Source organism: Pseudomonas sp. FBCC-B1565 (assembly GCF_059133265.1).
Window position 1 is genome coordinate 2,741,173 of the sequence record NZ_CP101438.1, and the last position, 25,275, is coordinate 2,766,447.

General features: G+C 61.4%; 23 protein-coding genes. 14 read left to right on the forward strand and 9 right to left on the reverse strand.

Annotation, left to right across the window (positions count from 1 at the left end; translation table 11 throughout):
* Positions 1–24: 24 nt before the first annotated feature.
* From gmd to NL123_RS13150, 10 genes are all read left to right on the forward strand, one after another.
* Positions 25–1,146 carry a GDP-mannose 4,6-dehydratase gene (gmd, locus tag NL123_RS13105; RefSeq protein WP_494357952.1) on the forward strand — a complete coding sequence of 374 codons (1,122 nt, stop codon included), beginning with the start codon at positions 25–27 and terminating at the stop codon, positions 1,144–1,146.
* 2 nt (positions 1,147–1,148) lie between these two features.
* The gene (fcl, locus tag NL123_RS13110; protein ID WP_494357953.1) at positions 1,149–2,126 is read left to right on the forward strand and encodes a GDP-L-fucose synthase; all 978 of its coding nucleotides are present in this window, start codon (positions 1,149–1,151) and stop codon (positions 2,124–2,126) included.
* Complete coding sequence (locus NL123_RS13115; protein ID WP_494357954.1) at positions 2,126–3,334, forward strand: glycosyltransferase WbuB; 1,209 nt, start codon at positions 2,126–2,128, stop codon at positions 3,332–3,334. Before fcl ends, NL123_RS13115 begins: the two co-directional genes overlap by 1 nt.
* A gap of 5 nt (positions 3,335–3,339) precedes the next feature.
* On the forward strand, positions 3,340–3,798 hold the full coding sequence (locus tag NL123_RS13120; protein ID WP_494357955.1) for a GDP-mannose mannosyl hydrolase: 459 nt from the start codon (positions 3,340–3,342) through the stop codon (positions 3,796–3,798).
* 23 nt (positions 3,799–3,821) lie between these two features.
* Positions 3,822–5,231: a mannose-1-phosphate guanylyltransferase/mannose-6-phosphate isomerase gene (locus NL123_RS13125; protein WP_494357956.1), complete on the forward strand. Its 1,410-nt coding sequence runs from the start codon at positions 3,822–3,824 to the stop codon at positions 5,229–5,231.
* A 180-nt stretch (positions 5,232–5,411) separates the two neighbouring features.
* Entirely contained in the window at positions 5,412–5,651 is a 240-nt protein-coding gene (locus tag NL123_RS13130; protein ID WP_494357957.1) for a hypothetical protein, read from the forward strand.
* 87 nt (positions 5,652–5,738) lie between these two features.
* Complete coding sequence (locus NL123_RS13135) at positions 5,739–6,851, forward strand: polysaccharide biosynthesis/export family protein (RefSeq protein WP_494357958.1); 1,113 nt, start codon at positions 5,739–5,741, stop codon at positions 6,849–6,851.
* Between the two features lie 12 nt (positions 6,852–6,863).
* Positions 6,864–7,517, forward strand: a complete 654-nt coding sequence (locus tag NL123_RS13140) for a YjbF family lipoprotein (RefSeq protein ID WP_494357959.1) — start codon at positions 6,864–6,866, stop codon at positions 7,515–7,517.
* A complete protein-coding gene (locus NL123_RS13145) occupies positions 7,514–8,281 on the forward strand; it encodes a capsule biosynthesis GfcC family protein (protein ID WP_494357960.1) in 768 nt (255 codons plus the stop codon). The genes NL123_RS13140 and NL123_RS13145 overlap by 4 nt, the downstream gene beginning before the upstream one ends.
* Positions 8,278–10,353, forward strand: coding sequence for a YjbH domain-containing protein (locus NL123_RS13150; protein WP_494357961.1), 2,076 nt, complete (start codon positions 8,278–8,280; stop codon positions 10,351–10,353). Before NL123_RS13145 ends, NL123_RS13150 begins: the two co-directional genes overlap by 4 nt.
* A 114-nt stretch (positions 10,354–10,467) precedes the next feature.
* On the opposite strand, the gene NL123_RS13155 is transcribed toward NL123_RS13150, so the two are convergent.
* The 5 genes from NL123_RS13155 to NL123_RS13175 all read right to left on the reverse strand — a co-directional run bounded on the left by NL123_RS13155 (position 10,468) and on the right by NL123_RS13175 (position 15,053).
* Complete coding sequence (locus tag NL123_RS13155; RefSeq protein ID WP_494357962.1) at positions 10,468–11,859, reverse strand: undecaprenyl-phosphate glucose phosphotransferase; 1,392 nt, start codon at positions 11,857–11,859, stop codon at positions 10,468–10,470.
* A 246-nt stretch (positions 11,860–12,105) separates the two neighbouring features.
* On the reverse strand, positions 12,106–12,765 hold the full coding sequence (locus NL123_RS13160) for a winged helix-turn-helix domain-containing protein (RefSeq protein ID WP_494357963.1): 660 nt from the start codon (positions 12,763–12,765) through the stop codon (positions 12,106–12,108).
* 31 nt (positions 12,766–12,796) lie between these two features.
* Positions 12,797–13,492, reverse strand: coding sequence for a YuxH family protein (locus tag NL123_RS13165; RefSeq protein ID WP_494357964.1), 696 nt, complete (start codon positions 13,490–13,492; stop codon positions 12,797–12,799).
* A complete protein-coding gene (locus NL123_RS13170; protein ID WP_494357965.1) occupies positions 13,485–14,213 on the reverse strand; it encodes a winged helix-turn-helix domain-containing protein in 729 nt (242 codons plus the stop codon). Before NL123_RS13170 ends, NL123_RS13165 begins: the two co-directional genes overlap by 8 nt.
* 297 nt (positions 14,214–14,510) lie before the next feature.
* The gene (locus tag NL123_RS13175; RefSeq protein WP_494357966.1) at positions 14,511–15,053 is read right to left on the reverse strand and encodes an acyl-CoA thioesterase; all 543 of its coding nucleotides are present in this window, start codon (positions 15,051–15,053) and stop codon (positions 14,511–14,513) included.
* Between the two features lie 109 nt (positions 15,054–15,162).
* Here NL123_RS13175 and NL123_RS13180 point away from each other — a divergent pair, with 109 nt between their 5' ends.
* Positions 15,163–16,122 (forward strand): GlxA family transcriptional regulator, encoded by a 960-nt coding sequence (locus tag NL123_RS13180; protein WP_248487973.1) that lies wholly within the window; start codon positions 15,163–15,165, stop codon positions 16,120–16,122.
* A gap of 122 nt (positions 16,123–16,244) precedes the next feature.
* On the opposite strand, the gene NL123_RS13185 is transcribed toward NL123_RS13180, so the two are convergent.
* Entirely contained in the window at positions 16,245–16,592 is a 348-nt protein-coding gene (locus NL123_RS13185) for a hypothetical protein (RefSeq protein WP_494357967.1), read from the reverse strand.
* A gap of 146 nt (positions 16,593–16,738) precedes the next feature.
* The gene (locus tag NL123_RS13190; protein ID WP_248487975.1) at positions 16,739–17,461 is read right to left on the reverse strand and encodes a pirin family protein; all 723 of its coding nucleotides are present in this window, start codon (positions 17,459–17,461) and stop codon (positions 16,739–16,741) included.
* Positions 17,462–17,641: 180 nt separating this feature from the next.
* On the opposite strand from NL123_RS13190, the gene NL123_RS13195 reads away from it, so the two are divergent.
* Positions 17,642–18,592: a GlxA family transcriptional regulator gene (locus tag NL123_RS13195; protein WP_248487976.1), complete on the forward strand. Its 951-nt coding sequence runs from the start codon at positions 17,642–17,644 to the stop codon at positions 18,590–18,592.
* A gap of 149 nt (positions 18,593–18,741) precedes the next feature.
* Entirely contained in the window at positions 18,742–20,211 is a 1,470-nt protein-coding gene (locus tag NL123_RS13200) for an ATP-binding protein (protein WP_248487977.1), read from the forward strand.
* Here the strand turns inward: NL123_RS13200 and NL123_RS13205 are convergent.
* Entirely contained in the window at positions 20,158–22,920 is a 2,763-nt protein-coding gene (locus NL123_RS13205; RefSeq protein ID WP_248487978.1) for an ATP-binding protein, read from the reverse strand. The genes NL123_RS13200 and NL123_RS13205 overlap by 54 nt on opposite strands.
* A gap of 58 nt (positions 22,921–22,978) precedes the next feature.
* Positions 22,979–23,377, reverse strand: coding sequence for a helix-turn-helix domain-containing protein (locus NL123_RS13210; RefSeq protein WP_248487979.1), 399 nt, complete (start codon positions 23,375–23,377; stop codon positions 22,979–22,981).
* A gap of 204 nt (positions 23,378–23,581) precedes the next feature.
* Here NL123_RS13210 and NL123_RS13215 point away from each other — a divergent pair, with 204 nt between their 5' ends.
* Entirely contained in the window at positions 23,582–24,490 is a 909-nt protein-coding gene (locus tag NL123_RS13215; protein ID WP_058425506.1) for a LysR family transcriptional regulator, read from the forward strand.
* Positions 24,491–25,275: the final 785 nt, after the last annotated feature.

The window sequence follows — 25,275 nt, forward strand, 5'->3', positions numbered from 1 at the left end:
TCGCCTATCAATCGGGAGACAGACATGAACAAAGTTGCGCTTATCACCGGTATTACCGGCCAGGATGGCTCGTACCTGGCGGAACTGCTGCTGGAAAAAGGCTATACGGTGCACGGCCTCAAGCGACGTTCGTCGTCGTTCAATACCCAGCGCATCGATCATATTTACCAGGACCCGCAGGCCCTGCATAAAAACCTGATCCTGCACTACGGCGACCTGGCGGACTCGTCGAACCTGACGCGCATCATCCAGCAGATCCAGCCCGATGAAATCTACAACCTCGGCGCGCAATCCCATGTGGCGGTGAGCTTCGATTCACCGGAATACACCGCCGATGTGGACGCCCTGGGCGCCTTGCGCATCCTTGAAGCGATCCGCCTGTTGGGCCTGGAAAAGAAGACCCGTTTCTACCAGGCCTCGACCTCCGAGTTGTATGGCTTGGTGCAGGAAACCCCGCAGAAGGAAACCACGCCCTTCTACCCGCGCTCGCCCTATGCGGTAGCCAAGTTGTACGCCTACTGGATCACCGTGAACTTCCGTGAGGCCTATGGCCTGTATGCCTGCAACGGCATCCTGTTCAACCACGAGTCGCCGCGCCGTGGGGAAACCTTCGTGACGCGCAAGATCACCCGCGCCCTGACCAACATTGCGTTGGGCCTGGAGCCGTGCCTGTACATGGGCAACATGGATGCCCTGCGCGACTGGGGGCATGCCAAGGACTATGTGCGCATGCAGTGGATGATGTTGCAGCAGGACAGCCCGCAAGATTTCGTGATCGCCACGGGTGTGCAGTATTCGGTGCGTGACTTCATTCGCTGGTCGGCGGCGGAGCTCGGGCTACGCCTGCGCTTTGTGGGTGAAGGCGTGGAGGAGGTGGCGGTGGTCGAGCACATCGATGGCGACCTGGCGCCGGGCATTCTGGTGGGCGATGTGATTGTCCGGGTGGACCCGCGTTACTTCCGCCCGGCCGAGGTGGAGACGCTGCTGGGCGACCCGTCCAAGGCCAAGCGTGTGCTCGGTTGGGTGCCTGAAATCAGTGCGCAGGCGATGTGTGCGGAGATGGTCCGCGAAGACCTCAAGATCGCCCAGCGCCACGCCTTGTTGCGCCTGCACGGGCATGACGCACCGATTGCGGTGGAGAACTGAACATGGCGCGTGATCTTGATGCGCGGATTTTTGTCGCCGGCCATCGCGGCATGGTCGGTTCGGCCATCCTGCGGCTCCTGTGGGCGTTGGGCTACACGCAGATACTCACGGCGGGCCGCGATGAACTGGACCTGCTCGACCCGGCGGCCGTGCAGGCATACTTCGCCAGGCACCGTATCGACCAGGTGTACCTGGCGGCCGCCAAGGTGGGTGGGATTTATGCCAACGCCACATACCCGGCCGACTTCATCTACCAGAACCTGATGATCCAGGCCAATGTGATCCACGCTGCCCACAGCCATGGCGTGCAGCAACTGTTGTTCCTCGGCTCGTCATGCATCTACCCGGTGCATGCGCCGCAACCGATGATCGAAGCGGTGTTGCTGGACGGTGCACTGGAACCCACCAACGAGCCCTACGCCGTGGCCAAGATCGCCGGGATCAAGCTGTGCGAAAGCTACAACCGCCAGCACGGCCGCGATTACCGCAGTGTGATGCCGACCAACCTGTATGGGCCGGGCGATAACTACCATCCGCAAAACAGCCATGTGATCGCCGCCTTGTTACGGCGCTTCCACGAAGCGACCCAGCGCGGCGATGACGAGGTGGTGATCTGGGGCAGTGGCCGACCGCGCCGGGAGTTCTTGCACGTGGACGACATGGCGGCGGCCAGCGTGCATGTGATGGAACTCGATGCGGCGCGCTACCGCGAACAGACCCAGCCGATGCGCTCGCACCTGAACGTCGGCACTGGCGTGGATTGCACCATCGCCGAGCTGGCCGAGGCGCTGGTGCGGGTCACCGGTTTCCAGGGGCGCCTGCGTTTCGACGCCGGCAAACCCGACGGCGCGCCGCGCAAGTTGCTCGATGTCAGCCGTATCAACGCCCTTGGCTGGGAAGCCTACGTGCCGCTGGAGGAGGGCTTGCGTGACGCCTACAACGCCTATCTCGCGGCGCTCGAACAGCCTCGGGGCCAGTGATGAAAGTCCTTTTGTACGGCATCAATTACAGCCCGGAGCTGACCGGTATCGGCAAGTACAGCGGTGAACAGGCGCGCTGGCTGGCGGCGCAAGGTCATCAGGTCCGCGTGGTCACGGCGCCGCCGTATTACCCGCAGTGGCAGGTGGGCGAGGGCTATTCGCCGTGGCGTTTTCGCACCGAGCTGGATGCCGGCGTGACGGTGATCCGCTGTCCGCTGTACGTCCCGCGCCAGCCGACGGCGATGACGCGCCTGCTGCACCTGATAAGTTTTTCCGCCAGCTCGTGTGTGGCGGTGCTGGGGCAACTGCGCTGGAAGCCGGACCTGGTGATCCTGGTGGTGCCCACGCTGTTCTGTGCGCCCCAGGCGTTGCTGTTGGCCAAGCTCACTGGCGCGCGGTCGGTGTTGCATGTCCAGGACTATGAAGTGGATGCGATGCTCGGCTTGGGGATTGGCGGCGGTTCGCTGTTGCGGCGCCTGGCGTTGGGTGTGGAGCGCTGGCTGCTGCGGCGCTTTGATCGGGTCTCGACGATTTCCAGCGGCATGCTCCACAAGGCACGGGGCAAGGGCGTGTACAGCCAGCGGTTGATGTTCTTTCCGAACTGGTCGGAGACCGCACGCTTTCGCGATGTGCCGCGCGACCGCGCGTTGCTGCAACGCCTGGGCGTGCCGCCGGGAACCAAGGTGTTGTTGTACTCCGGCAACCTCGGCGAGAAGCAAGGCCTGGAGCTGATCCTCGATGCCGCCCAGGCCCATGCCCAGCGCACGGAGTGGGTGTTCCTGATCGTCGGCCAGGGCACCGGCAAGGCGCGTCTACTCGAACGTGTACAGCGTGATGGGCTGCGCAATGTGCTGTTCGCGCCGTTGCAGGCCTATGAGGACTTGCCGGCGCTGCTGGCCTCGGCCGACGTGCACCTGGTGATCCAGAAGCGCGGCGTGGCAGATGCGGTGTTGCCGTCCAAGCTCACCAATATTCTGGCCGTGGGCGGCAACGCAATCATCACCGCCGACCCCGATACCACCCTCGGCCGCCTGTGCGAGGAACATCAGGGCATTGCGGTGTTGATCGAGCCGGAATCGGTCACGGCACTGAGCACGGGTATCGAGCGGGCACTGGCAATGCCGACGCGTAATGAGGTGGCGTTGAATTACGCCAAGGAGTTCCTCGACAAGGAACGCATTCTGCAACGTTTTCTGGCACAGGTTTGATGGGTATGTGGCTTGATTTACCGACCTTCCAAACGGTCGTGGCTTCGACGCCGTTGGTGGCGATCGACCTGGTGGTGAGAAACAGCCGTGGCGAGGTCTTGCTCGGTATGCGCGTCAACCGGCCAGCCTTTGGTTTCTGGTTCGTGCCCGGTGGGCGTATCCGCAAGAACGAAAGCCTCGACAGCGCGTTCCGGCGCATCACCGGCGAAGAGCTGGGACGCACGTTTGAACGGGCCAATGCACGACTGCTCGGCGTGTACGAGCATTTCTACGATGACAGCGTGTTCGCCAACGCCGGCAGCGGGCCGGACACCCACTATGTGGTGCTCGGCTATTGCCTGGACCTGGACGATGGGCAGACTCTTTTGCTGCCCACCGAGCAGCATCAGCAGTACCGTTGGTGGCCACAGGATGAACTGCGCTTCAGCCCGCGCGTGCATGAAAACAGCCGCGCCTATTTCTGACGCTCTGCCTCGAGGATGCATTTATGTTGTTACCCGTGATCATGGCAGGCGGTTCGGGGTCGCGCCTGTGGCCGCTGTCGCGGCAACTGAACCCCAAGCAGTTCCTGCGCCTGACCGATGCGCACCTGTCGATGCTGCAGCAGACCATCCAGCGCCTGGAGGGCGCCAACGTCGCCTTGCCGCAGTTGATCTGTAACGAGCAGCATCGTTTCCTGGTGGCCGAGCAGTTGCGCCAGCTCGGCATGGAGCAGGCGAGCATCCTGCTGGAGCCGGTGGGGCGCAACACCGCGCCGGCCATCGCGCTGGCGGCGTGCAAGGCGGTTGCCGAGGGCCTGGACCCGATCCTGCTGGTGCTGGCCGCCGACCATTTGATCGAAGATGTGCCCGCGTTCCATGCCAGCCTCGAAGTGGCGTTGCCCCTGGCCAGGGCTGGCAAGCTGGTGACCTTCGGCATCACCCCGACCTGCGCGCATACCGGCTACGGCTACATCGAGCAGGGTGCGGCGGTGGGCGAGGGCGGGTACCGGGTAAGGCGCTTTGTCGAGAAGCCGGACGCTGCCACGGCCGCGCAGTATGTGGCGAGCGGTGATTACGCCTGGAACAGCGGTATGTTCATGTTCCGCGCCAGCCGCTACCTGGCAGAACTCGAACGCTTCCAGCCGGCCATGCTCGAAGCCTGCCGCGTGGCGCTGGAGGGCGGTAGCCAGGACCTGCCGTTCACCCGCGTGCATGCGGCAACCTTCGCCACATGTCCGGACGACTCCATCGACTACGCCGTGATGGAAAAAACCGATGACGCGGTGATGGTGCCGTTGCACGCCGGCTGGAGCGACATCGGCTCGTGGTCGGCCCTGTGGGAGGCCAGTGCAAAAGACGCCGGCGGCAATGTGCTGCGCGGTGATGGGTTGCTGCTCGATACCCGCGATAGCTATGTGCACGCCGACAGCCGCCTGGTCGCCACCGTCGGGGTGCACGACTTGATCATCGTCGAGACCAAGGACGCCGTGCTGGTGGCCCACAAGGACCAGGTGCAGCAGGTCAAAGGGATCGTTGATCAGCTCAAGCAAGCCGGGCGGCATGAGCACCTCAACCACCGCGAGGTGTATCGGCCGTGGGGCATGTATGACTCGGTGGACAGTGGCGCGCGGTATCAGGTCAAGCGCATCACCGTGAAGCCGGGAGCCAAATTGTCGGTGCAGATGCATCACCACCGCGCCGAACACTGGATCGTGGTCAGCGGCACGGCCCGGGTCACCAATGGCGAGCAGACCTACCTGGTCGCGGAAAACCAGTCGACCTATATCCCCATTGGCCAGGTGCATGCGCTGGAGAATCCGGGGGTGATTCCTCTGGAATTGATCGAAGTGCAGTCGGGGTCTTATCTGGGCGAAGACGACATTGTTCGGTTTGAAGACAAGTATGGCAGGGCCTGAAGTTTCCGACAATTAATAACGTTCCGGATAACTTCAACCATCGGCAATGCAGTGAGGGCCGGGCACTTTGCCGGTAAAACGTTATTTTCAACTAATGCTCCTGGAAGTTACCCGTCTGGTGTGCTGTTTAGTTGGATGGCACTATCGGCCCGGCTACTCACTGACGATAAGGAGTCTGTTATGAGAAAAGCACTGGCGGTTATTGTGCTCAGTGTCATGAGTACCACGGTGTTGGCCGACGAGTTGCCGTTGGGGCTCAGTACACCGCTGGCGGGTTCGGTGACAGTCGGGGAAACCCTGCTGGTCGCCAGCGCCATTGTTGCCGGCGTGGCGGCTGCGTCCAACAGCGGCGGCAGTTCCAACGGCGGCACCACCACCGGGACCACCGGTACGACCGGAACCACCGGCACCGGCAACTGATCCACCACTTCCCGCTTTTCAGACTGCTTGGACTCCCCACCCAAGTAGTCTTTTTTTCTTGTCGTTTATCGCGAGTGTCCGAGCACTATGATGCGTATTTTTTCTGTGGCGGCCGTGGCCGCTGCATTGTTACAGGGCTGCATCTTCGCACCCGGCCAATACATGGACACGGCGGCGTTGACTGAAAGTGGCGGCGCGCAAAACAGTCGGGTGGATTTGATTCCGATCACGCCAAAGTTACTTGCCATGGACGCGGCCAGCCAAGTACCTTATTCCATTCCCGCGGAACTATTGAGTTATAAGCCGGGCCCGTATTTGATCGGCGCCAATGACGCGTTGTATATCACCGTGTGGGATCACCCTGAACTCACGGCACCGTCCGGCCCGCAACAACAGATCGATGCCAACGGCCGCTTGGTCAGCCCCGAGGGCAACCTGTTCTACCCCTACGTGGGTGAGTTGGTTGCCAAGGGCCGATCCATTGAAGCGCTGCGCAGTGAGATCACCGACAAGCTGCGCCAATACATCGATAGCCCCCAGGTGGACGTCAGCGTACTGCGCTTCGCCAGCCAGCGCGTGGTGATCACCGGCGCGGTAGCCAAGGCCGGGCCGGTGCCGATCACCACCATCCCGCTGAACGTGATGGAAGCCATGGGCGCCGCCGGGATCGACCCGCTCAATGCCGACCTGTCCAACCTCACGCTCAGCCGGGGCGGCAAGCGCTACACCCTGGACCTGGACACGCTCAACTTGGCGCAGTCGCGCTTGAACGACATCTACCTCAAGGACGGCGACCAGCTGTACCTGGCCTACAACGACCGCAAGCGCATCTATGTGATGGGCGAAGTCATGCAGCCCCGCGCCCTGACCTTCAAGACCCGCAGCATGAACCTCTCCGACGTGCTCGGCTCGGTGGGTGGGGTCAATCAGAACACCTCCAACGCGGACGCGATCTATGTGATTCGCGGCGCGCAGAACATCGCCAACGAGCCGGCCAAAGTGTTCCAGCTGGAAGCTGCGTCCCCTTCGGCCATGGCCCTGGCCACGCGCTTTGATGTGCAGCCCCAGGATGTGGTGTTTGTCGGCCCGGCGAATATCACGCGCTGGAACCGCTTTATCAGCCAGTTGATCCCTTCCGCCACGATCGTCGGCATCGGAGCGTCCACTCAGAACAACCTGAGCGAAGCCAGCAGCCGATAGGGTGGAACCTGCGTGAACACTCATAAATTCGCTGCTTACACCGGCTTGGCGTGGCTGTTGGCTGGCTGCAATCCGCTGATGACCGCCTCCCTCGATACCTTCAAGGCGGCCGTGGCTGGGCCGGCGCCGCTGGAGCTGACCCAGGCCCAGGTGGACGCAGTGCCGTTTGCCCAGATCAAAGTCACCACGGTGTCCAGCGAAGGGGTGATGGCGCTGATTCGCCAGCGTGGCGACCTGCAGTTCTGGGTGGCTTCCGGCAAGCAGGTGCTGTTGGTGCGTAACGGCTTGGTGGTGCGTACGGTCGGCCTGGGCGTGGACCTCAATGGCACGCACTGGCAGGACCAGTCGCCGTTCCAGCAAGGCTTGCACCGTGTGCCGGATGGCTACCACAGCACGCGGCAGATCGATGGGGTGGACGGCTATCGCATGGGCATCACGCTCACCAGCCGTATGACCCGCAAGGGCATCGAAACGGTCGAGATCCTCGGCACGCCCTACGCCTTGTTGCGGGTGGACGAAGACGTCGAGGCCAGCGGTTTTCAGGCGCGCAACCGTTACTGGGTCGACCCCGTCGACGGCTTTATCGTGCAGAGCGAACAGCACCTCACGCCCGACCTGACCCTGACCATCACCCAGCTGCAACCCACTCGCAAGGACGCCCGATGATCGGTCGAATACTCACGGCGCTGCTGCTGTCCTGGAGTTGCGTCAGTACGAGCCACGCCGCCGTGACCGTCAGCGGCCAGGTGCGCACCCCAGGGCCTATCGCGCTGCCACCCGATGCACGTTTGCTGGACGCGATCATTCCGTCGCAACCGGATGCCCAGGGTTATTGGCTGGGAGCGGCCTGGTTGCATCAACCCTTGCTGGAACGCCAGGCGCGGCTCAAGGCCGGTGTGCTGTTTGATTTGCAAACCCTGCACCAGGCCGCGCGGGCTGACGCACGCGAAGGCCGGGCCCGTGTTGCCGAACGCTTGTATCAGCAGGTGCAGGCCTTGCCGGTCACTGGCCGCCAGGTGGCGGTGCTGGACCCGGTGGCGGTGGAAGTCGGCTTTGCGCCGAACCTGCCGCTCAGCGATGGCGACCGCCTGGTGTACCCGCCACGGCCCACGCAGGTGCGCGTGGTGGGGGCTGTCGCTGCGGCGTGCAGCCTGGCGTTCGAGCCGCTGCGGGCAGCCCGCGATTACCTCACCGCGTGCCCGCCACTGGTGGAGGCGGATGCTGATTATTTGTGGGTGATCCAGCCTGACGGGAAGGTCTCGCGCCTGGGCATTGCGCCCTGGAACCGCGAAGAGGGCGCCCCCCCAGCGCCCGGCGCCACGCTGCTGGTGCCGATCCGCAGTGATGACCTGAGTGCGCCCACCCCTGACCTGAATCAGCAACTGGCCGAGTTTCTCGCCACCCAACCCCTGGCCGAGGTCACGCCTTGAAATTATGTATTGCGGCCGTGCTGCTGGTGCCGTGTGGCGTCGCGCATGGTGATCCCCGTTACACCCAAAGCGATTTCGGCGGCGTGGGGCTGCTGCAGACGCCTACCGCCCGCATGGCGCCCGCCGGCGAACTCAGCGTGAACGCCAACCGCACCGAGCCCTACAGCCGCTATAGTTTTTCTGCGCAACCACTGGACTGGCTGGAAGGCACTTTCCGCTACACCGCGATCACCAACCGTCCTTATGGCGCCGAGTCGTTCAGCGGCGGCCAGAGTTACAAGGACAAGGCCGTCGACGCCAAGGTGCGCTTGAACCAGGAAACCCACTGGCTGCCGGAAGTGGCGCTGGGGTTCATGGACCTGGGCGGCACCGGGCTGTTTTCCAGTGAATACCTGGTGGCCAACAAGCGGTATGGCGACGTGGATTTCAGTGCTGGTATCGCCTGGGGTTACCTGGGCAGCCGTGGTGATTTTGGCAACCCGCTGGGCGCGCTGGATGATCGATTCAACGAGCGTCCCAGCGCTGAAGGATCCGGCAGTTTTTCCAACGGCTATTTCCGTGGCCGGCCCGCGCTGTTTGGCGGTGTTGCCTACCAGACGCCCTGGGCGCCGTTGAGCCTCAAGCTTGAAGTGGAAGGCAACGACTACAAAAATGAACCACGCAGCAACAGCTTTCGCCAGGCTTCACCGGTCAACCTGGGCCTGGTCTACAAGCTCGCCGATGCGGTCGACGTGAGCGCCGCATGGGAGCGAGGCAATACCGCGATGTTCGGCATTACCCTGCACACCAATTTTGTCAGCCGCAAGGCACCCGCCAAGACCTATGACCCACCGGCTCCTCCGTTGCCGGCGAAGCCACCGACCACACCGCCGGACCAGGTAGATTGGGCCGCCGTGTCCCTGCGCCTGCACGATAACGCCGGCTACAATGTGCAACGCATTACCCAGCGTGGTCCGGAGTTGCTGGTGTATGGCGAACAGCAGCGCTATTTCTACAGCGCCAAGGCGGTGGGGCGCGCCAGTCGTATCCTGGACAACAGCGTGAATGACCAGATCGACTGGTTCACCCTGGTCAGCGAACGCTATGCCATGCCGATCGAGGAAACCAGCGTGCCGCGCCAGACCTTTCGCGAGGTGGTCAACCAGCGCGAAGCCTTGCAGGACCTGCACCGCCAGGTCGAGGTCAATCGTGCCAGCGAGCGTACGCAGACCGTGCTCTACACCCAAACGCCGAAGCCCCTCAGCTATGGGCTGGGCCTGGGCTACAAGCAGAACGTCGGTGGGCCGGATGGTTTGCTCTACCAGATTTCCGCCGACCTCGATGCCGAGTACCGCTTCACCCGCAACACCTGGTGGAGTGGTTTGCTCAGCGTCAATCTGCTGAACAACTACGATGGGTTCACCTACGACGCGCCCACGGGCTTGCCGCGGGTACGCACCGACCTGCGCAAGTACATGACCAGTGCCGACGTGACCTTGCCGACCTTTCAGCTCAACCATGCGCAGCGCCTGGACCAGGACCTGTACGGCATGGTCTACGGTGGTTTGCTGGAATCGATGTATGCCGGTGTGGGCAGTGAAGTGCTGTACCGGCCGATGGGTCAGGGCTGGGCGGTGGGTGCCGATGTGAACTATGTGCGTCAGCGCGGTTTCGAGCAGGATTTCAGCCTGCGCGACTATCGCACGGTGACCGGGCATATCACCGGGTATACCGACCTGCCATTCAACCTGCAGGGGGCCTTGAGTGTCGGTCGCTACCTGGCTCGGGACTGGGGTGCAACGCTGGATCTTTCGCGGGAGTTCAACAATGGTGTGCGGATTGGTGCGTGGATCACTCGCACCAACGTGTCCAAGCAAGAGTTTGGCGAAGGCAGCTTCGACAAGGGCCTCTACCTGTCCATTCCGTTTGATGAGTTGATGAGCCTGTCGACGATGCGCCGCGCCAACCTGGTGTGGGCACCGCTGACCCGCGATGGCGGCGCGCGCCTGAATCGCGCGTATTCGCTGCATTCGATGACCGATGGGCGCGACAGTGCATTGTTCTACAAGAATATCGACAAGATCACTGAGTAAGGCCAGTAGGAGCGAGCTTGCTCGCGAAGAAACTCAACGACAACGCGTGATAGCTGGATAAACGCGGCGCCTATGAGTTCTTCGCGAGCAAGCTCGCTCCTACAGGATCGGGGGTTAGTAGATGTCCTTGGACAGCAGCGTAAACGGTGTCTTCAGCAGGATCTTGATATCCAGCCACAACGACCAGGTGTTGATGTAGCGCAGGTCGATGTCGACGCGTTTTTGCATCTTCTCCAGAGTCTCGGTCTCACCCCGGCATCCATTGATCTGCGCCAGCCCGGTGATGCCGGGCTTGATGCGATGGCGCGCCATGTACGCGTGAATCTTGCCCGAGTAATAGTCGTTGTGTGCGATGGCGTGGGGGCGTGGACCGACCAGGGCCATATGGCCTTGCAGCACGTTGAACAATTGCGGCAATTCATCGATAGAGGTGCGGCGGATAAACCGGCCGACCGGCGTGATGCGCGAATCATTGCGGCTGGCCTGGCGTACCTCGTGGTCGTCATGCACGCGCATCGAGCGGAACTTCCACACCTTGATCACCTGGCCATTCCAGCCATGACGGTCCTGCTTGAAAATCACCGGGCCGGGGGAGGTGAGCTTGATCAGCAGGGCAAACACCAGGAGCACCGGGCTCAGCACCAGGATGGCCAACAGCGCGATGCTCTTGTCCAGCAACGCTTTGCTCAGGGCGGCGGTGGGGCGGCTGGTCAGCGGGCTTTCATTGAGGAAGATCGCTGGCAGCCCATCCACTTCGGCGACGCAATGGTTGAGCAGCAGCATGTTGTTGAGGTCGGGCACCCAGATCACATCCACGCTGATCTCCAGCAGGTTGAGGTACAACGCCTCGATGTGGGTGGCGTCCTGCAACGAGTGGGTGATGTAGAGACGGCGAATGCCATGCTGGCGGATCAGTTGCGGCAATTGCGGCAGCTCGCCAAGGATCTGCGCCTGTGCATCCGGAGCGGCCTCGGCATGGCTGCCGACGAGTCCCACCAACGGCGAGCGTTTTTGGCGAGATAGGGTGTTCGCCAGGTCGACGGCAAGTTTGCCGGTGCCCACTATCAGTGACTTATGCCGTTGGTGAAGTTGGCGATGGTAATACCGGGACAGGCTGTGCAGCGGGATATAACACAGGGCCAGCAGAGGGTAACTAACCGCCGCCCAGAGCAACAAGATGTCCAATGGAAACAATGCGGTGGCATTGCAGGCGATACCCACCGCGAACACGATTAAAGCGGTGAGTAACCAGCCCATGAACAGTCGTCCCAAGCCCACGCCATAGTCATCTTTCTTGCTGTAGACATCACACAGACTGTACGCCGGTAATGAAGCCAGTATGGTAAACGCCGCGAGCACACGGTAGTTGTACTCAAGTTGGCCGGTCTTGAACACGACCAACATAAATAACAGTGCAACGACCAAACCCGAGGCAAGCATCCACTGACCCCAGAACGTCAACCCCTTGGGGGTCAGGTTGCGATGCATTCTAGTGTTATTCAGCATAGTTCTGCTCCCGGTGGTGACCACGCTGGTGGTGGCAGGGTCTAATCACGCGGTGGAATACCCGCACTAAAAGATAGGCACGCGCAGTCGCGTACCCACGGATAGTAATGAACGGCAGGAGGCATTGGCTGACGACTTATAACAAGGTCAGCGGCGTCTTAGTGTGAGAGTGTTATAAATGGGCAGGTAAAAGTGTGTATTAATAGGCAGGGTGGGTATCAAAGTATCCGTTCTTGTTTTTTTGTTTTAGCGGCGTGACGGGGTGAGTTCCAGTGGTTTCTTGATTTTTTGTGTAAGGCAATAACCACGGTTTCTGACCGCACGAAACAAACGTTCGCCATCGTTGGCACGCTTGAACTTTTCCTGCAGCCGGCTCAGGCACATTTCCAACCCGCGATATAGATCAGGTTCGCGTCCGATATTACGGATCAGTTCCTCTTTGCTGACAACACGCTCTTCATGGTGCAGCATCTTTTTAATCAACGCCGATTCAATGGTTGTCAGTGAAATACGTAAGCCGCCTTTGACCAGGGTGCGGTCATGCTGTGTCAGTAGCCAGAAATCCTGAGGATAAAGTTGAGTTCGCTCAGGGTTTATCTCCGTAGGCCGAGTGGGGTTATTGGGCGTGCTGTCGTGATCCGTTGGCATGGGGAGTCTGGATTCTTGTCGCACAGAGTTAAAAGAGTGTGAGGGTAAGCCAAGTGTGTGGGTAATGACATAGGTTGTCAGGCGTCGGTTGTCGTCGGAGTTGGAGTGTAGAGGGTTGTTTGCACGGATTTTAGGGTCTGTTTCTGTTGGCGCGAATGTATTCAAGTCGTAATGAAACAATTCGGCATTGGGCGTAAAGTCTCGCAGTGCGATGGCGGGAAGTGTGGGGGTGAAGGTGTGTTTCTTGAGGGAGCTCATCGTGTCCACCGTTAGTATGAAAGTGCGGTTTTTATAAGCAATCGGCAGGGGAGTAGTAACCGCCCTGAAAGTATTCGAACGGCAGGTTTTTAGCCAGCATGGCACTGTCGGCAAATTCCACGGTGTCGGCGATGAAGCACACCCGGGTTGCACTGATCAGCTCAAGCATGCGGTCGTAAAGCCGATCGAACAGACCGGAACGCGTATTCAGGCTCAGCCGCAGGGCGGAGTCCGGGAAAGGCATTTTCACGTAGTCGTAAAGCTTGAGGTCGATCAGCAGGTCTGCCGGTTTTGTATCGAGTCTGTAATTGTTGTAGGCCAGGGTGACAGCGCACTGGTCTTTTAACTTATATAACTGACGCACCATCGCTCGGCGCTCGACAGGGCCGGGCAGGGCATCCAGAGGATTGGTAATACTGAGCGTAAAGGGCTGTCTGCGTTTTTCCAGTGACTGGGCGGTCTGAACAATGCTCTTGTGGAGATCTTCGTTCATCAAGGCGGCTTGATCGATCCGCAGGAACTTGCGGCTGACAACGGAATTGCAGGCTTTATGTGGTGCGCTGATACGTTGCAGCGCCTTGTGGTAGGCACTGTCGGGTAGTTCGTGAGCCTGCAGTGAGCCAACGCTGACTTCGTTGCCCCAAAGTGCATGGCTGCGATCAACGATGGCTTGCCTGGCAAGCCTGAAGTCCACAGCATCGGCAGGGGCTACCTTTTCGCTATTCACGGTGGGATCGTTCCTTGGCGGTTTGAAAATGGCTGGCACATATAACTCCCCGGCTTAGTTTGTAACCATAACCACGGATATTCTGAATAATGTTGTCACCGTAGTGCGCCTTGATTTTACTGCGCAGTCGGCTGATGGACTTTTCCAGGGCGCGGGAGTCGTAGTACTTGGTATTAAGGCCCATGACTTCGGCGATTTCATTGTGACTGAGCAGTCGGCGCTGTATAAGCGCGTCCAGAACTTTCATTTCGACGAAGGATATTTCAAGTTTCTTGCCATTACCATAAAGGCACATGCGATCCTGATCGAGCACCAGGCCACAACGATTCAGTCGTTCACCTTCACTGAGAAAAGCATCAAACAGGCTTAACTTTTTTTCAGGGGACGCCTCTGCCACTTTGATGCAGTAATCCGCGCCGGCCAGATAGTATTTGGTCTTGCTCAAACTGGAGGCGAATGTGACGACGACAAATATGGTGCAGTTGGGATGGCTGTTTCGGGTTTTTCTTATTATATCCAGGGTTTGATTGCTTGCCGCGGGGGTGTCGATTTCTATGATGATAGCGCGGTAGCTTGCATGGCTTTCCTGGGTGTCAACAAGTTGTTCGTAGTAACGTGTATCGACTTTCAAATCATCCGCTACAGTGCGAACTATAAGCTCCCGAAAATCCTCCGATTTAGATTGAGTCCGTGCAATAGCGAGGACGTTGGAAAAATGCATCACCTACTCCCTTTTCCGGCATGCAAGGCCGTCAGTTCAATCGCTGCTAGCGTTTAGATACTAATCGAATTGAATACGGTAAAACGTGACAAATTTTAACATTCGCCACTTTGTTTTTCAGAAAGGAATGGGGTAGTGCGCGGTTATTGCGAGGGGTTTTGCACGGGCGTACACATATGCTAGTGCAAACTCTTAATGTGCGATAAGTATTTTAGCCCAAACGGTTTTTTTGCTGAATCGGGGAAACCCTTGCATCGCTAAGGAGGGAAGGCAGAGGTGCGCGCCACGCGCCTGCATTCAAATCTGCTCCTCCCCCCGCAATTGCACACTCATGTCATCGCAGTTTTTCGCCCAGTCGCTGAGCCATTGCGGCATCGGTGGCGAGGTCTCATCCAGGCCCAGTTCCTTCACAAAGTCGCCCGGGGGCAGGGTGCCCTTGGCTGAACGGAACAGCCCGCGCATCACCACCACGCCGACCACCCGGCCGTTGCTCACGAAGCGGTGCTCCATCAGGCTCCACTTGTGGTCCCAGCCGAGCATGCGTGTGTGTACCTCAAACACTTCGAACAGCTTCAGCTCGCGACGGAATTTGCCCCAGGTATCGCCGACGATCGGCAGCGCCTTGTTGCGTAATGCCACGCGAAAGGCCCCGGTGCGCAATACGAAATCCATCCGGGCAACGTCCGCCAGGGAAAAGTACCGGCCATTGGTGACGTGTCGGTTGATGTCCAGGTCCAGCGGCCACACGCGCATGCGCACCACCGTGGTGTCCAGGCCATGCACAAGTTTGCGCCAGGGGCGCCGGGACAGCATGAAGAGCAAGCGAAACCACAGATTCATCCAAAGCACCTGACAGTTGTTCAAAGGCAGCACTGTAGGGGCGTGGAATCCGCTAAGGTAGATGCACAAATGACTTATTACATGCGAAAAACGCAATCGGGTTTTTATCATGCATATCACCTTGCTTCTGGCTGATCGCTGCTCCGCCGCCAGCGCCACCACGGCCCTGGAGATGCTCAGCGCCGCCAACCTGTTTGCCGACTCACCGCCTTTCGAAGTCGCAGTGGCTTCCCTGGACGGTCACGCCGTGGTGGCCTGGGGTGGTCAACGCCTGCAGGTTGATCACGCGCTGGCGCAGATCGTGCGGACTGACCTGGTGTTGATCCCGGGCTTTCTGTTCACGCTGAAGGAGGCCCTACCGACCTTTCCTGCGTACGCGCCCTGGCTGCGCAAACAGCACGCACGTGGTGCGGTATTGGCTTCGATGTGCACCGCAGCTTTTCTATTGGCTGAATCCGGCGTACTCCAGGGCCTGCGCGCCACGACCCACTGGGCGTTTGCCGAGTTGTTCCGGCGCCGCTACACCGACGTGAGCCTGGAGGACGCGCAGCTCCTCTGCGAAGAGAACCGTGTGATCACCAGCGGCGGGGCGACTGCAGCGATGGACTTGATGCTGCACCTGATCCGCCGGTTCGGCTCGCCGGAACTGGCCCATACCTGTGGCCGATACCTGCTGATCGATAACGTGCGCAGCGAACAATCGGTGTATGCCATGTGGTCACTGCCCAAAAGCCATGGCGACGGTGAGGTCCTGCGGGTACAGCACTGGCTGGAACAACACTTTGCCGAACCCTTGGTGATTGACGAGGTGGCTCGGCAATTCGGTTTTGGCGTGCGCAATTTCAAGCGGCGCTTCAAGGAGGCTACCGGCTTCACGCCCATTGCCTACCTGCAGACCCTGCGTCTGGAACGGGCCAAGCAAATGCTGGAGGCGACCCGCATGACCCTGGAAAGCATCACCTACGCGGTGGGCTACGAAGACAGCAATTCATTCCGTCGCCTGTTCCAGCAACGGGTAGGTGTGTTGCCGGCGGCGTATCGCAAGAAGTTCCTGGTCCGGCCGGCTTGACTCAGGGGCGCGGCAACAGATCGGCAAGGCGTTGCTGTGGATCGACCGTGACCTGCATGAATTACAGGCGAAAAAAAACCGGCTGATCAGGCCGGTTTGGGGTTCCCGCAAACAGCGCGGGATTATGCGTTGTTGCCTTGCAGGCGATCAGCACCGCCTTCGGCCAGGCCACGTTCCTGCAAGCGGTCAGCACCGCCTTCGGCAAGGCCACGTTCCTGCAAACGGTCGGCGCCACCTTCGGCTACGCGGTTACCTTGCAGACGGTCAGCACCACCTTCAGCGACACGGCGTTCCAGCAGGCGGTCCGAACCACCTTCGGCAACACGGTTGTCTTGCAGGCGGTCTGCACCACCCTCGGCGACGCGGCTTTCGATCAGGCGATCCGAACCGCCTTCAGCCACAACCGGGTGGGCAAAAGCATTGGCAGCGAGTACCGAGAAAGCGAGGCTAAGCAAGATTTGGCGTTTCATGATTGTGTGCTCCGAGTGTTTTGATTTAAGTGTTGCCGGGTATGGGTTTGATGTTACGCGTTGCATTTTTTAAGAGAACTTCATTGGGCTGATGGTGACTATCGACGCCAGCGATGGCTCGTGTGGGCGAGCCATCGCAGGGCCGGTTATGGCATCTGCGGCAGTTCCTGCGGGCGCAGGTCGAACACCAGCACCTCGGCGTCCTCGCCCTGGCTCAGGCGGATCTGCCGCTCATCCCGCACCCGGGCGCCGTCGCCTTCCTGCAAGCGCTGGCCGTTGATTTCAACACTGCCCCGGGCCACATGGAGGTACACATGGCGATCGGGCGGCAGGTCCAGAGTCGCGGTTTCATCGCCGTTGAACAGCCCGGCATACACCCGTGCGTCCTGGCGCACGCTGAGGGAGCCATCGGCACCGTCCGGCGAGATGATCAACTGCAGGCGCCCACGTTTCTGGGCCTCGCTGAAGTGTTCCTGCTGGTAGCGCGGTTCGGCACCGGCCACGGCAGGCACGATCCAGATTTGCAGAAAGTGCACGCCACGGGTCTGGCTGTGGTTGAACTCGCTGTGGGCCACGCCGCTGCCGGCGCTCATCAGTTGCACATCGCCGGGGCGTATCACCGAGCCGGTGCCCAGGGTGTCCTTGTGTTCCAGGGCGCCTTCGAGCACATAAGAGAAGATCTCCATGTCGCGGTGCGGGTGCTGGCCGAAGCCTTTGCCGGCGGCAACACGGTCATCGTTGATCACCAGCAGGTCGGAAAACCCCTGTTCCTGCGGGTTCCAGTAGTTGGCGAACGAGAAGGTGTGGAACGACTTCAACCAACCGTGATTGGCGGCGCCGCGTTCGGAAGCTTTGCGAAGGGTCAGCATGGTCTTGTCCTCAAGTGGGAGCGGGCTGCGGTATGCAGGGCTCCGGCGTTGAGAAGAAGGTTAATGGTTACTGGGTTATTCATTAAGAAGATGAAAACTGAATAACTGTCTCGTTCAGGTTGACAGTTTCGAGCGTGTCATAATGCCCGCCGTATTCCTTCCCGATGGACCTTACCTGCTATGAAAACCGTGGCCATGGCGCTGTTTCCGGACTTCCTGCTGCTCGATATGGCCGGGCCGCTCGAGGTGTTTTCCATTGCCAACCGCTACCTGCCGGCGGCGGCGCATTACCAGATCCTCACCCTTGGCACCGAGCCCGGTCCGTTGCGCGCCTCCAATGGGGTAGCGGTGCAGACGGACCTGCTGCTGGACCAGGCCCAGGACGCCTACGATCTGCTGCTGGTGCCCGGTGGCCCCGGTGCCTATAACGAATGTCACCCGGCACTGCTGCCGTGGCTGAGGGCCGCGGCCCCACGGGCGCGGCGCTTCGGTTCGATCTGCACCGGGGCCTTTGTGCTGGGGCATGCCGGGCTGCTGGACGGTCACCGCGTGACCACGCACTGGCACTACACCGAGCGACTGATCAAGGCGTTCCCCAAGGCGAGGGTCGAAACGGATCGCATCTACCTGCAGGACGGACGCTTGATCACCTCGGGCGGCGTCACCGCCGGCATCGACCTGGCGCTGTCGGTGGTGGCCCAGGACCATGGCAAGCAAGTCGCCGTGGACGTGGCCAAGGTGTTGCTGGTGGTGATGAAACGCCAGGGCGGCCAGGCCCAGTTCAGCCCGATGACGGCGGCGGTGGCACCGCAGGAGACCACGATTACCCGGGTGCAGAACCATGTGCTGGCGCATCTGGACCAACCGTTCACCATCGAGTCCATGGCTGAGTTGGCCGGCATGAGCGCCCGCCATTTTGCGCGGCTGTTCGCCAAGGAAGTGCAGATGACGCCCATGGTCTTCCTGCAAGGCGCGCGCATCGACCGCGCCCGGCAGTTGCTGGAGACCACCGACCTGCCGCTCAAGACCGTGGCTTTTCACGCAGGCTTCGGCAGCGTGCGGCACATGCGCTTTCTGTTCAGTGAAAAACTGGGCCTCAACCCGACCCAATACCGACAGCAGTTCAGTTAACGACAGAATGTCCGTCTCGCGCACCCGAATGTCCGTGTCGCTCCCTGTGCCAGCATTGTCCTGTCACGGGTAGCTGGCAAGATAGCGTCAAGCCCACGGAAAAGGATGCGCAAACGCCCAAGGCCGGGTGTTTCAGCGCTATTGCACATATGAACAATCCTCAGGCGATTGACGCTGATGGCACGGTTCGCTTCGGCGCCTATGTCTTTCACCGGCAGCAGCGGCTGGTTAGCAAGTCGGGTTGGCCGGTGCCTGTGGGCGGGCGTGCACTGGATATCCTCACGGTGCTGCTCGAAGCGCCTGGGCAGTTCATCAGTAAAGCCAGCCTGATCGAGCGGGTCTGGCCGAACAGCGTGGTGGAAGAAAACAACCTGAGGGTGCATATCGCTGCACTGCGCCGTGTGCTCGATGGGCAACAGTTCATTCTGAATGACCCTCTGCGTGGTTACTGTTTCGCGGCCCGCGTACACGGTGCGATGCCGGCCGCGCTGCCACGGCACAACCTGGCGATGCGGCTCAGTGCAGTGATCGGCCGTGACGAGGTGTTGGGCGTGCTGGTTCGGCGTCTGTCCGGGCAACACCTGATGACGCTTACAGGATGCGCCGGTGTCGGCAAGAGTACCTTGGCCCTGGCGTTGGCCGAGCGCGTGTTGCCGCGCTACCGGGACGGCGTGTGGTGGGTTGACCTGGCTACCGTCGAGGCGCCGCTGACCATGTTGCGCCACTTGGCTGCGGCGCTGCACCTGGAGCCCTGCAGCCACGCCAGCGAACTGTGCCGTCAATTGGTCTCGCGCCAGCTGTTGCTGGTGCTCGACGGTGCTGACCTGCTGCTCGGCGCCTGCCGGCATCTGGTGCGTGTGCTGCACGACACCGCGCCTCAGGTCAGTGTGCTGGTGACCAGCCGCGAAAGCCTGCAAGTCCCCGGTGAATGGGTGCAACGCGTGCCCAGGCTGGCGATCCCAGGGCCGACTGCCCAGGGCAGTGTCGAACAGGCGATGGCTTACCCGGCGGTGCAGTTATTTGTTGCGCGGGTGCGTGCCAGCCAGCAAGGGTTCGCGCTGCGCCTGCATGACCTGGCGCCGCTGCGGGACATCTGTCGGCGTCTGGACGGTATCCCGCTGGCCCTGGAATTGGCCGCCGCCCAAGTCGATGCCCTGGGCGTGCGCGGTTTGCAGCAGCAGTTGCGCGCAGGCTTGCAGGTGCTGACCCGAGGCCGGCGCACCGCGGTGGAACGCCACCAATCCCTGACGGCGGCCCTGGACTGGACCTACCAGCGCCTGAGCCTGCCGGAGCGCTGGCTATTCCTGCAATTGGGGTTGTTCAAGATGGCCGTGACATTGCCCACCTTGAGTGAACTGGTCGCCGGTACCGAGTTGGAACACGCCGACCTGTGCTACCTGCTGGGGCGTCTTGTTGGCACGTCGCTGCTGACTGTTGACCCCGGCCCTGGAGACCCGCGTTACCGCCTGCTCAATTGCGTGCGCAGCTACGCCCTGGCGCAACTGCGCGACCCGTTGCAGGTGGCGCGTTTGCAGCAGGGCTATGGGCATTACCTGGGGCCGTTTTCAGGCCGGCCGTTTGTCCTGCAACTCGTCGAGCAGGCTGCGTACGCGGACTAGGTCCTGGGTGGCAAAGCCTTCGGTGAAGCGGGCGTAGATCGAACTCAGCAAGTCGCGCGCCGCCTGTATGCGGCCTTGCGTCTGCCACAGGCTTGCCAACGAGGTTGCACAGCGTAATTCCCAGGCCAGCGCGCCTTGCTGGTGCGCCAGGCCCAGGGCTTCCAGCAGCAGGGCTTCTGCCGCACGGCTATCGGCCAGGCTTTCGGCGCGCACTCGCAGGATTTCCGGGGTGCACCAGCCGGCCGCGCCACTGCTGGCGCGCTCGAAGGCCGCGTCACTGACCTCGATTGCATTGAAGGTCACCAGGATATCCTCGACCAGGCCCAACCCCTGCACATCCGCGATGGGCAGCGTGCCCTCATAACAACGCGCCCAGGTGTGAAACAACTGCACCGAGTGCTTTTGCGCCTGTTGCAGCAGCTGGTCCTGATGTTCGTGGGCCATGCCGCTGTCGCCGTTATAGCGAGCGATGACCACCCCGGCCAGGGCCAGGGTGTAGCAGATCGACGTGCCATGGTTGATCTGCAAGGCCAGCGCCAGTGCCTGGCTTGCGGTACGCCATGCGCGCTCCGGATAACCGCGCAGCCACAAGATGCGCGCAAGGATGGTCAGGGAGGCGACGCTCTGGTCGTACTGCACGCCAAAGCCATGGGTAAAGCGGTTGAGATGGCCGCTCTGGGCCATGCGCTGGATCACTTGTTCGGCATTGTGCTGCGCGAGGGCTTGGTGACCGGCGAAGTGCTGCGCCAACACCCGCAGGCGCTGGGCACTGAGGGCCAGCAACGGCTCGGCCTGCGGGCCGAGCTGGTCGAAGTGCAGGCTCTGCGCCAATGCCTCCCGGTAGTTGCCGCAGCACAGGTTCACCGCCATATGCCCCGACACCGCACGCAGCTGGCCGGCCAGGTCCTTGCCGGCTTCCGCCAGGCGCCGCGCGCAACTGAACGCTTCAATGGTCTGCGGCGTGCCGCCCTGGGTGTGATAGGAGAAACTGCCCAGGGCCAGTTGCAAGGCCATGTTCAAGCGCTGGCTCGGCGCATTCGATTGCCCGAGTCGTGCCAGGGCCTTGCCCACGTACAAGCCGTGTTCGCGCAGCAGCGACAGCTCCTGCCACAACGGCATCGCACTCACCGTCAGGCGAATGCCCAGCAGGTGCGCACCCTGGTCGCCCAGGCCCCAGTCGAGGGCGGCGCGGATGTCTTCGCGCAGTGGCGCATAACGGTCGATCCAGGTCTGGGTCGCGATCAGCTCCCAATCGTCCTGGGCCTGGTTCATCAGCGCCAGGCAGCGCTCGGCGTGGCGCTGGCGGGTAGCGTCGAGTTCCTGGGCGACGCTGAGTTTTTCCAGGGCATAGGTGCGGGTGATGTCCAGCAGGCGGTAGACCATCTCGTCATCGCCGGCTTCCACATTGAGCAAGGACTTGGCGACCAGCTGAGTGATCGAATTCAGCACCTCGTGCGGTGCAATCTGCTCCCCGGCAATCACCGCCGCCGCGCTGGCCAGGCTGAACCCGCCGCGAAATACCGCCAGGCGACGCAGGCAGATCTGTTCGCAGGCGGTCAGCAGCGCAAAGCTCCAGTCCAGGGTCGCGCGCAGGGTCTGATGGCGGGGCAGGGCGCTTCGCCGGCCTCGGGTTAGCAGGCGGAAGTTGTCTTCCATCTGCACCAGCAGTCCGGGCAGGCCGAAGCGTTCGATCTGCGCCGCCACGAGTTCGATGGCCAGGGGAATACCGTCCAGGCGCTGGCAGATATCAATCGCCAGCGGCAGCTCGGCCTCGCTCAGTTCAAAGCTGTCCTGATGGGACATGGCCCGCTCGATCAACAATTGCAGGGCCGGGTAGCCCAGCGCCTGGGCACGGTTGCCGGTGGCGGGTGGGCAGGCCAGGGGCTCCAGCCGCTGCACGTATTCGCCCTCGGCGCGCAAGGCCTCGCGGCTGGTGGCCAGGATGTGCAAGCGGGGCGCGTGGCGCAGCAGGGTTTCGCTGATCAGGGCAATGTCGTCGAGCACGTGCTCGCAATTGTCGATCACCAGCAGCAACTGGTGCTCCTGCAAGCGCCGCGCAAACGTGGGCAAGGGTTCGTGCTCGGCGTGGGTGAGGTCGAGCAGGGCGGCGAGGTTGGGCAGGATCATTGACGGCGCACTCAGCGGCGCCAGGTCCAGCAAGCGGATGCCGTCGCGGTAGTGCCCGATCAGCAATTCCGCGACCCGCAGGGCCACCGTGGTCTTGCCGATGCCGCCGGCGCCGGTCAGGGTGATAAAGCGTTGCTCGGGCAGTTGCTGCACCAGGCTGTCGATCAGGGCCTGGCGGCCGAGCATGCGGGTACGGCGCAGCGGCAGATTGTGGCACGGGCGTTGGGCAGCACCTTCGGTTGGCAGGGTCATCGGCTCGATGCTCAGTGGCGCAACAAAACTGTAGCCACGCTGGGCCACGGTCACGATATAGCGCTGCCCGGCCTGGCCATCGCCCAATGCCTTGCGCAACGCCGCCATATGCACCCGCAGGTTGCCGTCTTCCACCACGCTCCTGGGCCAGACGCGGGCGATCAGCTCCTGCTTGCTCACCACATTGCCGGCCTGCTCCAGCAGGATCAGCAGGATATCCACCGCACGCCGCCCCAGGCGCAATGGGCGACCCGCCTCCAGCACCAGGCGCTGGCGCGGGTGGATGCGGTAGGGGCCGAAGTGCACGGCCTGGTCGCTGAGGTCGTTCATGGGTGGCCATGCTCGGAACGGGGTGAGCGGCCAGCATAGGCCAGGCAGGCCAGGACCACTAGGCCGCGATCACTTGCGGTTTAGAGCGAGAGTGGTGATTTCGCCAGGTCATCGGGTTGACGCCTTCGCTGCGGGTGAACATATGACAGAAGTGCGCCTGGTCGCAGAAGCCGCATTCCAGGCTGATTTGCGTCAGGCTCAAGGATGACTGGGCGATCAGCTCCTTGGCCCGCTGGATGCGCTGTTGGCGGATCCATTCCTGCGGCGACAGCCCGGTGGTGCACTTGAACGCACGGGAAAAATGGCTGCGCGACAGCGCGCAGGCCTGGGCGAGGTCGGCAATGGCCAGGCTTTCGCCGAGGTTGGCCAGGATCAGCTGTTTGGCGATGCGCTCGCGCCGTGGGCACAGGCCACCGGTGGCGGACACGCGAGGGGCGTATTGATCGAGTCGGGCCATGACAAATATCCGCAGTCGATGGGAGCGTTCCCGGTGGATGGATGCAGTGTAGACGTGGCCAATCTTGTTGCCGGACCGTCCGGCTGACGAGTTAATCGTTGTTAATTTCGCCAGGTGCCGGCTTGGAATAGACAGCACAGGCGTGCAATCCAGGCAGCGCTTTGCGTGTTTATCTGTAAGCTTGCCAACCGTTTGGATATCACCATGAATCGCAACGACCTGCGCCGCGTCGACATGAACCTGCTGGTGATTTTCGAGGCGTTGATGTTCGAGAAGAACCTGACCCGGGTCGCCGAAAAACTCTTCATGGGCCAACCGGCGGTGAGTGCGGCCTTGGGACGTTTGCGCGATCTGTTCGACGACCCGTTGCTGCTGCGCAACGGGCGGGGCATGGAGCCCACGCCACGCGCCGTGGCGATACTCAAGGAGTTGCAACCGGCCATGGACACCATTTCCGGCGCGGTCAGCCGTGCCAAGGATTTCGACCCTTCCACCAGTTGTGCGGTGTTTCGCATTGGCCTTTCAGACGATGCCGAATTCGGTCTGTTTCCGCCGTTGCTCAGTCAACTGCGCGAAGAGGCGCCGGGCATTGTCGTGGTGGTGCGTCGGGCCAACTATCTGTTGATGTCGTCATTGCTGGCCAGCGGCGAGATTTCGGTGGGGGTGAGCTACACCACGGAATTGCCGGCGAATGCCAAGCGCAAGAAGCTGCGGGATATTCCGTGCAAGGTCTTGCGTGGGGATGACGGTGTTGAACCGCTGACCCTCGACGACTACTGCGAACGGCCCCATGCGATGGTGTCGTTTTCGGGGGACTTGAGCGGCAACATCGACCTGGACCTGGCACGCATTGGTCGTACGCGCCGGGTGGTGTTGGCGGTGCCGCAGTTCAGTGGGTTGCGGGCGTTGCTCGCCGGTACGCAGATTATTGCGACGGTGCCGGATTATGCGGCGTGTGCGTTGACGGAGGGGACGTCGCTACGGGCGCAGGACCCGCCGTTTGCGATTGATGCGGCGGAGTTGTCGATGGTGTGGAGTGGGGTGCATGACAATGATCCGGCGGAGCGGTGGTTGAGGGGGAGGATTGGGGAGCATATGGCTCGGGTGGTTTGACTGGTTTGACTGAGTACATATCCGTTGCTTCGGTAACGGCGGCTTATGGTTCCGCCCTTACAGCGGCTCACTTTTGGAAGGACCGGAATGCCGGCCCAGCCAAAAGTAAGCAAAAGGTCCTCGCCCCAACACTCGGCACCTCGCCTAGGCTCGGTGTGCCCTCACTCCGGCTTGAATCCGTGGGCCGCCGTCATGGGCCATCCCTGGCCCAGGACGGCTAACCCGGCGTCCTGCCGGGTTACCCACGAATTCAAGCCTGCGTTCGGCCAGCGTGTTTGACGGGGCGATCCCAGATCAAAAGCAAGAGCGCGGCGGCCTTAGAGCCGACCGGATTGAATGGCCGGTACTCGGTCAAAGTGTGGGAGGGGGCTTGCCCCCGATGGCAGTGGGTCAGTCACTGATGAGTTGGCTGACACACCGCCATCGGTGGCAAGCCCCCTCCCACAGTTTGATCTTCATGTATCAGTTGAAGGGTGGTTTGCTCTGGCTCTGGCTTTTGATCTGCTTTTGATTTTGATGTTAGGCGCCCCGTCAAACACGCTGGCCGGAATTCGGCAGGGATTTGGGGGGTAAACCGGCAGGGATGCCGGTTTAGCCGCCCCGCGCCATGGATGGCGCGTGGCGGCGGCCCCCCAAATCACTGTCGGATTACGGGCACACCGAGCCTAGGCGAGGTGCCGAGTGTTGGGGCAAGAGCGTTTTGCTTACTTTTGACTGGGCCGGCATTCCGGCTCTTCAAAAGTGAGCCGCCGTAAGGGCGTAACCATAAGCGGCCGTTACCTAAA

What these genes read in the sequence shown, in the direction of transcription:
- gmd (WP_494357952.1), top strand. Translation starts at nt 25, where the DNA reads ATGAACAAAGTTGCGCTTATCACCGGTATTACCGGCCAGGATGGCTCG.
- fcl (WP_494357953.1), top strand. Translation starts at nt 1,149, where the DNA reads ATGGCGCGTGATCTTGATGCGCGGATTTTTGTCGCCGGCCATCGCGGC.
- NL123_RS13115 (WP_494357954.1), top strand. Translation starts at nt 2,126, where the DNA reads ATGAAAGTCCTTTTGTACGGCATCAATTACAGCCCGGAGCTGACCGGT.
- NL123_RS13120 (WP_494357955.1), top strand. Translation starts at nt 3,340, where the DNA reads ATGTGGCTTGATTTACCGACCTTCCAAACGGTCGTGGCTTCGACGCCG.
- NL123_RS13125 (WP_494357956.1), top strand. Translation starts at nt 3,822, where the DNA reads ATGTTGTTACCCGTGATCATGGCAGGCGGTTCGGGGTCGCGCCTGTGG.
- NL123_RS13130 (WP_494357957.1), top strand. Translation starts at nt 5,412, where the DNA reads ATGAGAAAAGCACTGGCGGTTATTGTGCTCAGTGTCATGAGTACCACG.
- NL123_RS13135 (WP_494357958.1), top strand. Translation starts at nt 5,739, where the DNA reads ATGATGCGTATTTTTTCTGTGGCGGCCGTGGCCGCTGCATTGTTACAG.
- NL123_RS13145 (WP_494357960.1), top strand. Translation starts at nt 7,514, where the DNA reads ATGATCGGTCGAATACTCACGGCGCTGCTGCTGTCCTGGAGTTGCGTC.
- NL123_RS13155 (WP_494357962.1), bottom strand. Translation starts at nt 11,859, where the DNA reads ATGCTGAATAACACTAGAATGCATCGCAACCTGACCCCCAAGGGGTTG.
- NL123_RS13160 (WP_494357963.1), bottom strand. Translation starts at nt 12,765, where the DNA reads ATGAGCTCCCTCAAGAAACACACCTTCACCCCCACACTTCCCGCCATC.
- NL123_RS13170 (WP_494357965.1), bottom strand. Translation starts at nt 14,213, where the DNA reads ATGCATTTTTCCAACGTCCTCGCTATTGCACGGACTCAATCTAAATCG.
- NL123_RS13175 (WP_494357966.1), bottom strand. Translation starts at nt 15,053, where the DNA reads ATGAATCTGTGGTTTCGCTTGCTCTTCATGCTGTCCCGGCGCCCCTGG.
- NL123_RS13180 (WP_248487973.1), top strand. Translation starts at nt 15,163, where the DNA reads ATGCATATCACCTTGCTTCTGGCTGATCGCTGCTCCGCCGCCAGCGCC.
- NL123_RS13185 (WP_494357967.1), bottom strand. Translation starts at nt 16,592, where the DNA reads ATGAAACGCCAAATCTTGCTTAGCCTCGCTTTCTCGGTACTCGCTGCC.
- NL123_RS13190 (WP_248487975.1), bottom strand. Translation starts at nt 17,461, where the DNA reads ATGCTGACCCTTCGCAAAGCTTCCGAACGCGGCGCCGCCAATCACGGT.
- NL123_RS13195 (WP_248487976.1), top strand. Translation starts at nt 17,642, where the DNA reads ATGAAAACCGTGGCCATGGCGCTGTTTCCGGACTTCCTGCTGCTCGAT.
- NL123_RS13200 (WP_248487977.1), top strand. Translation starts at nt 18,742, where the DNA reads ATGAACAATCCTCAGGCGATTGACGCTGATGGCACGGTTCGCTTCGGC.
- NL123_RS13205 (WP_248487978.1), bottom strand. Translation starts at nt 22,920, where the DNA reads ATGAACGACCTCAGCGACCAGGCCGTGCACTTCGGCCCCTACCGCATC.
- NL123_RS13210 (WP_248487979.1), bottom strand. Translation starts at nt 23,377, where the DNA reads ATGGCCCGACTCGATCAATACGCCCCTCGCGTGTCCGCCACCGGTGGC.
- NL123_RS13215 (WP_058425506.1), top strand. Translation starts at nt 23,582, where the DNA reads ATGAATCGCAACGACCTGCGCCGCGTCGACATGAACCTGCTGGTGATT.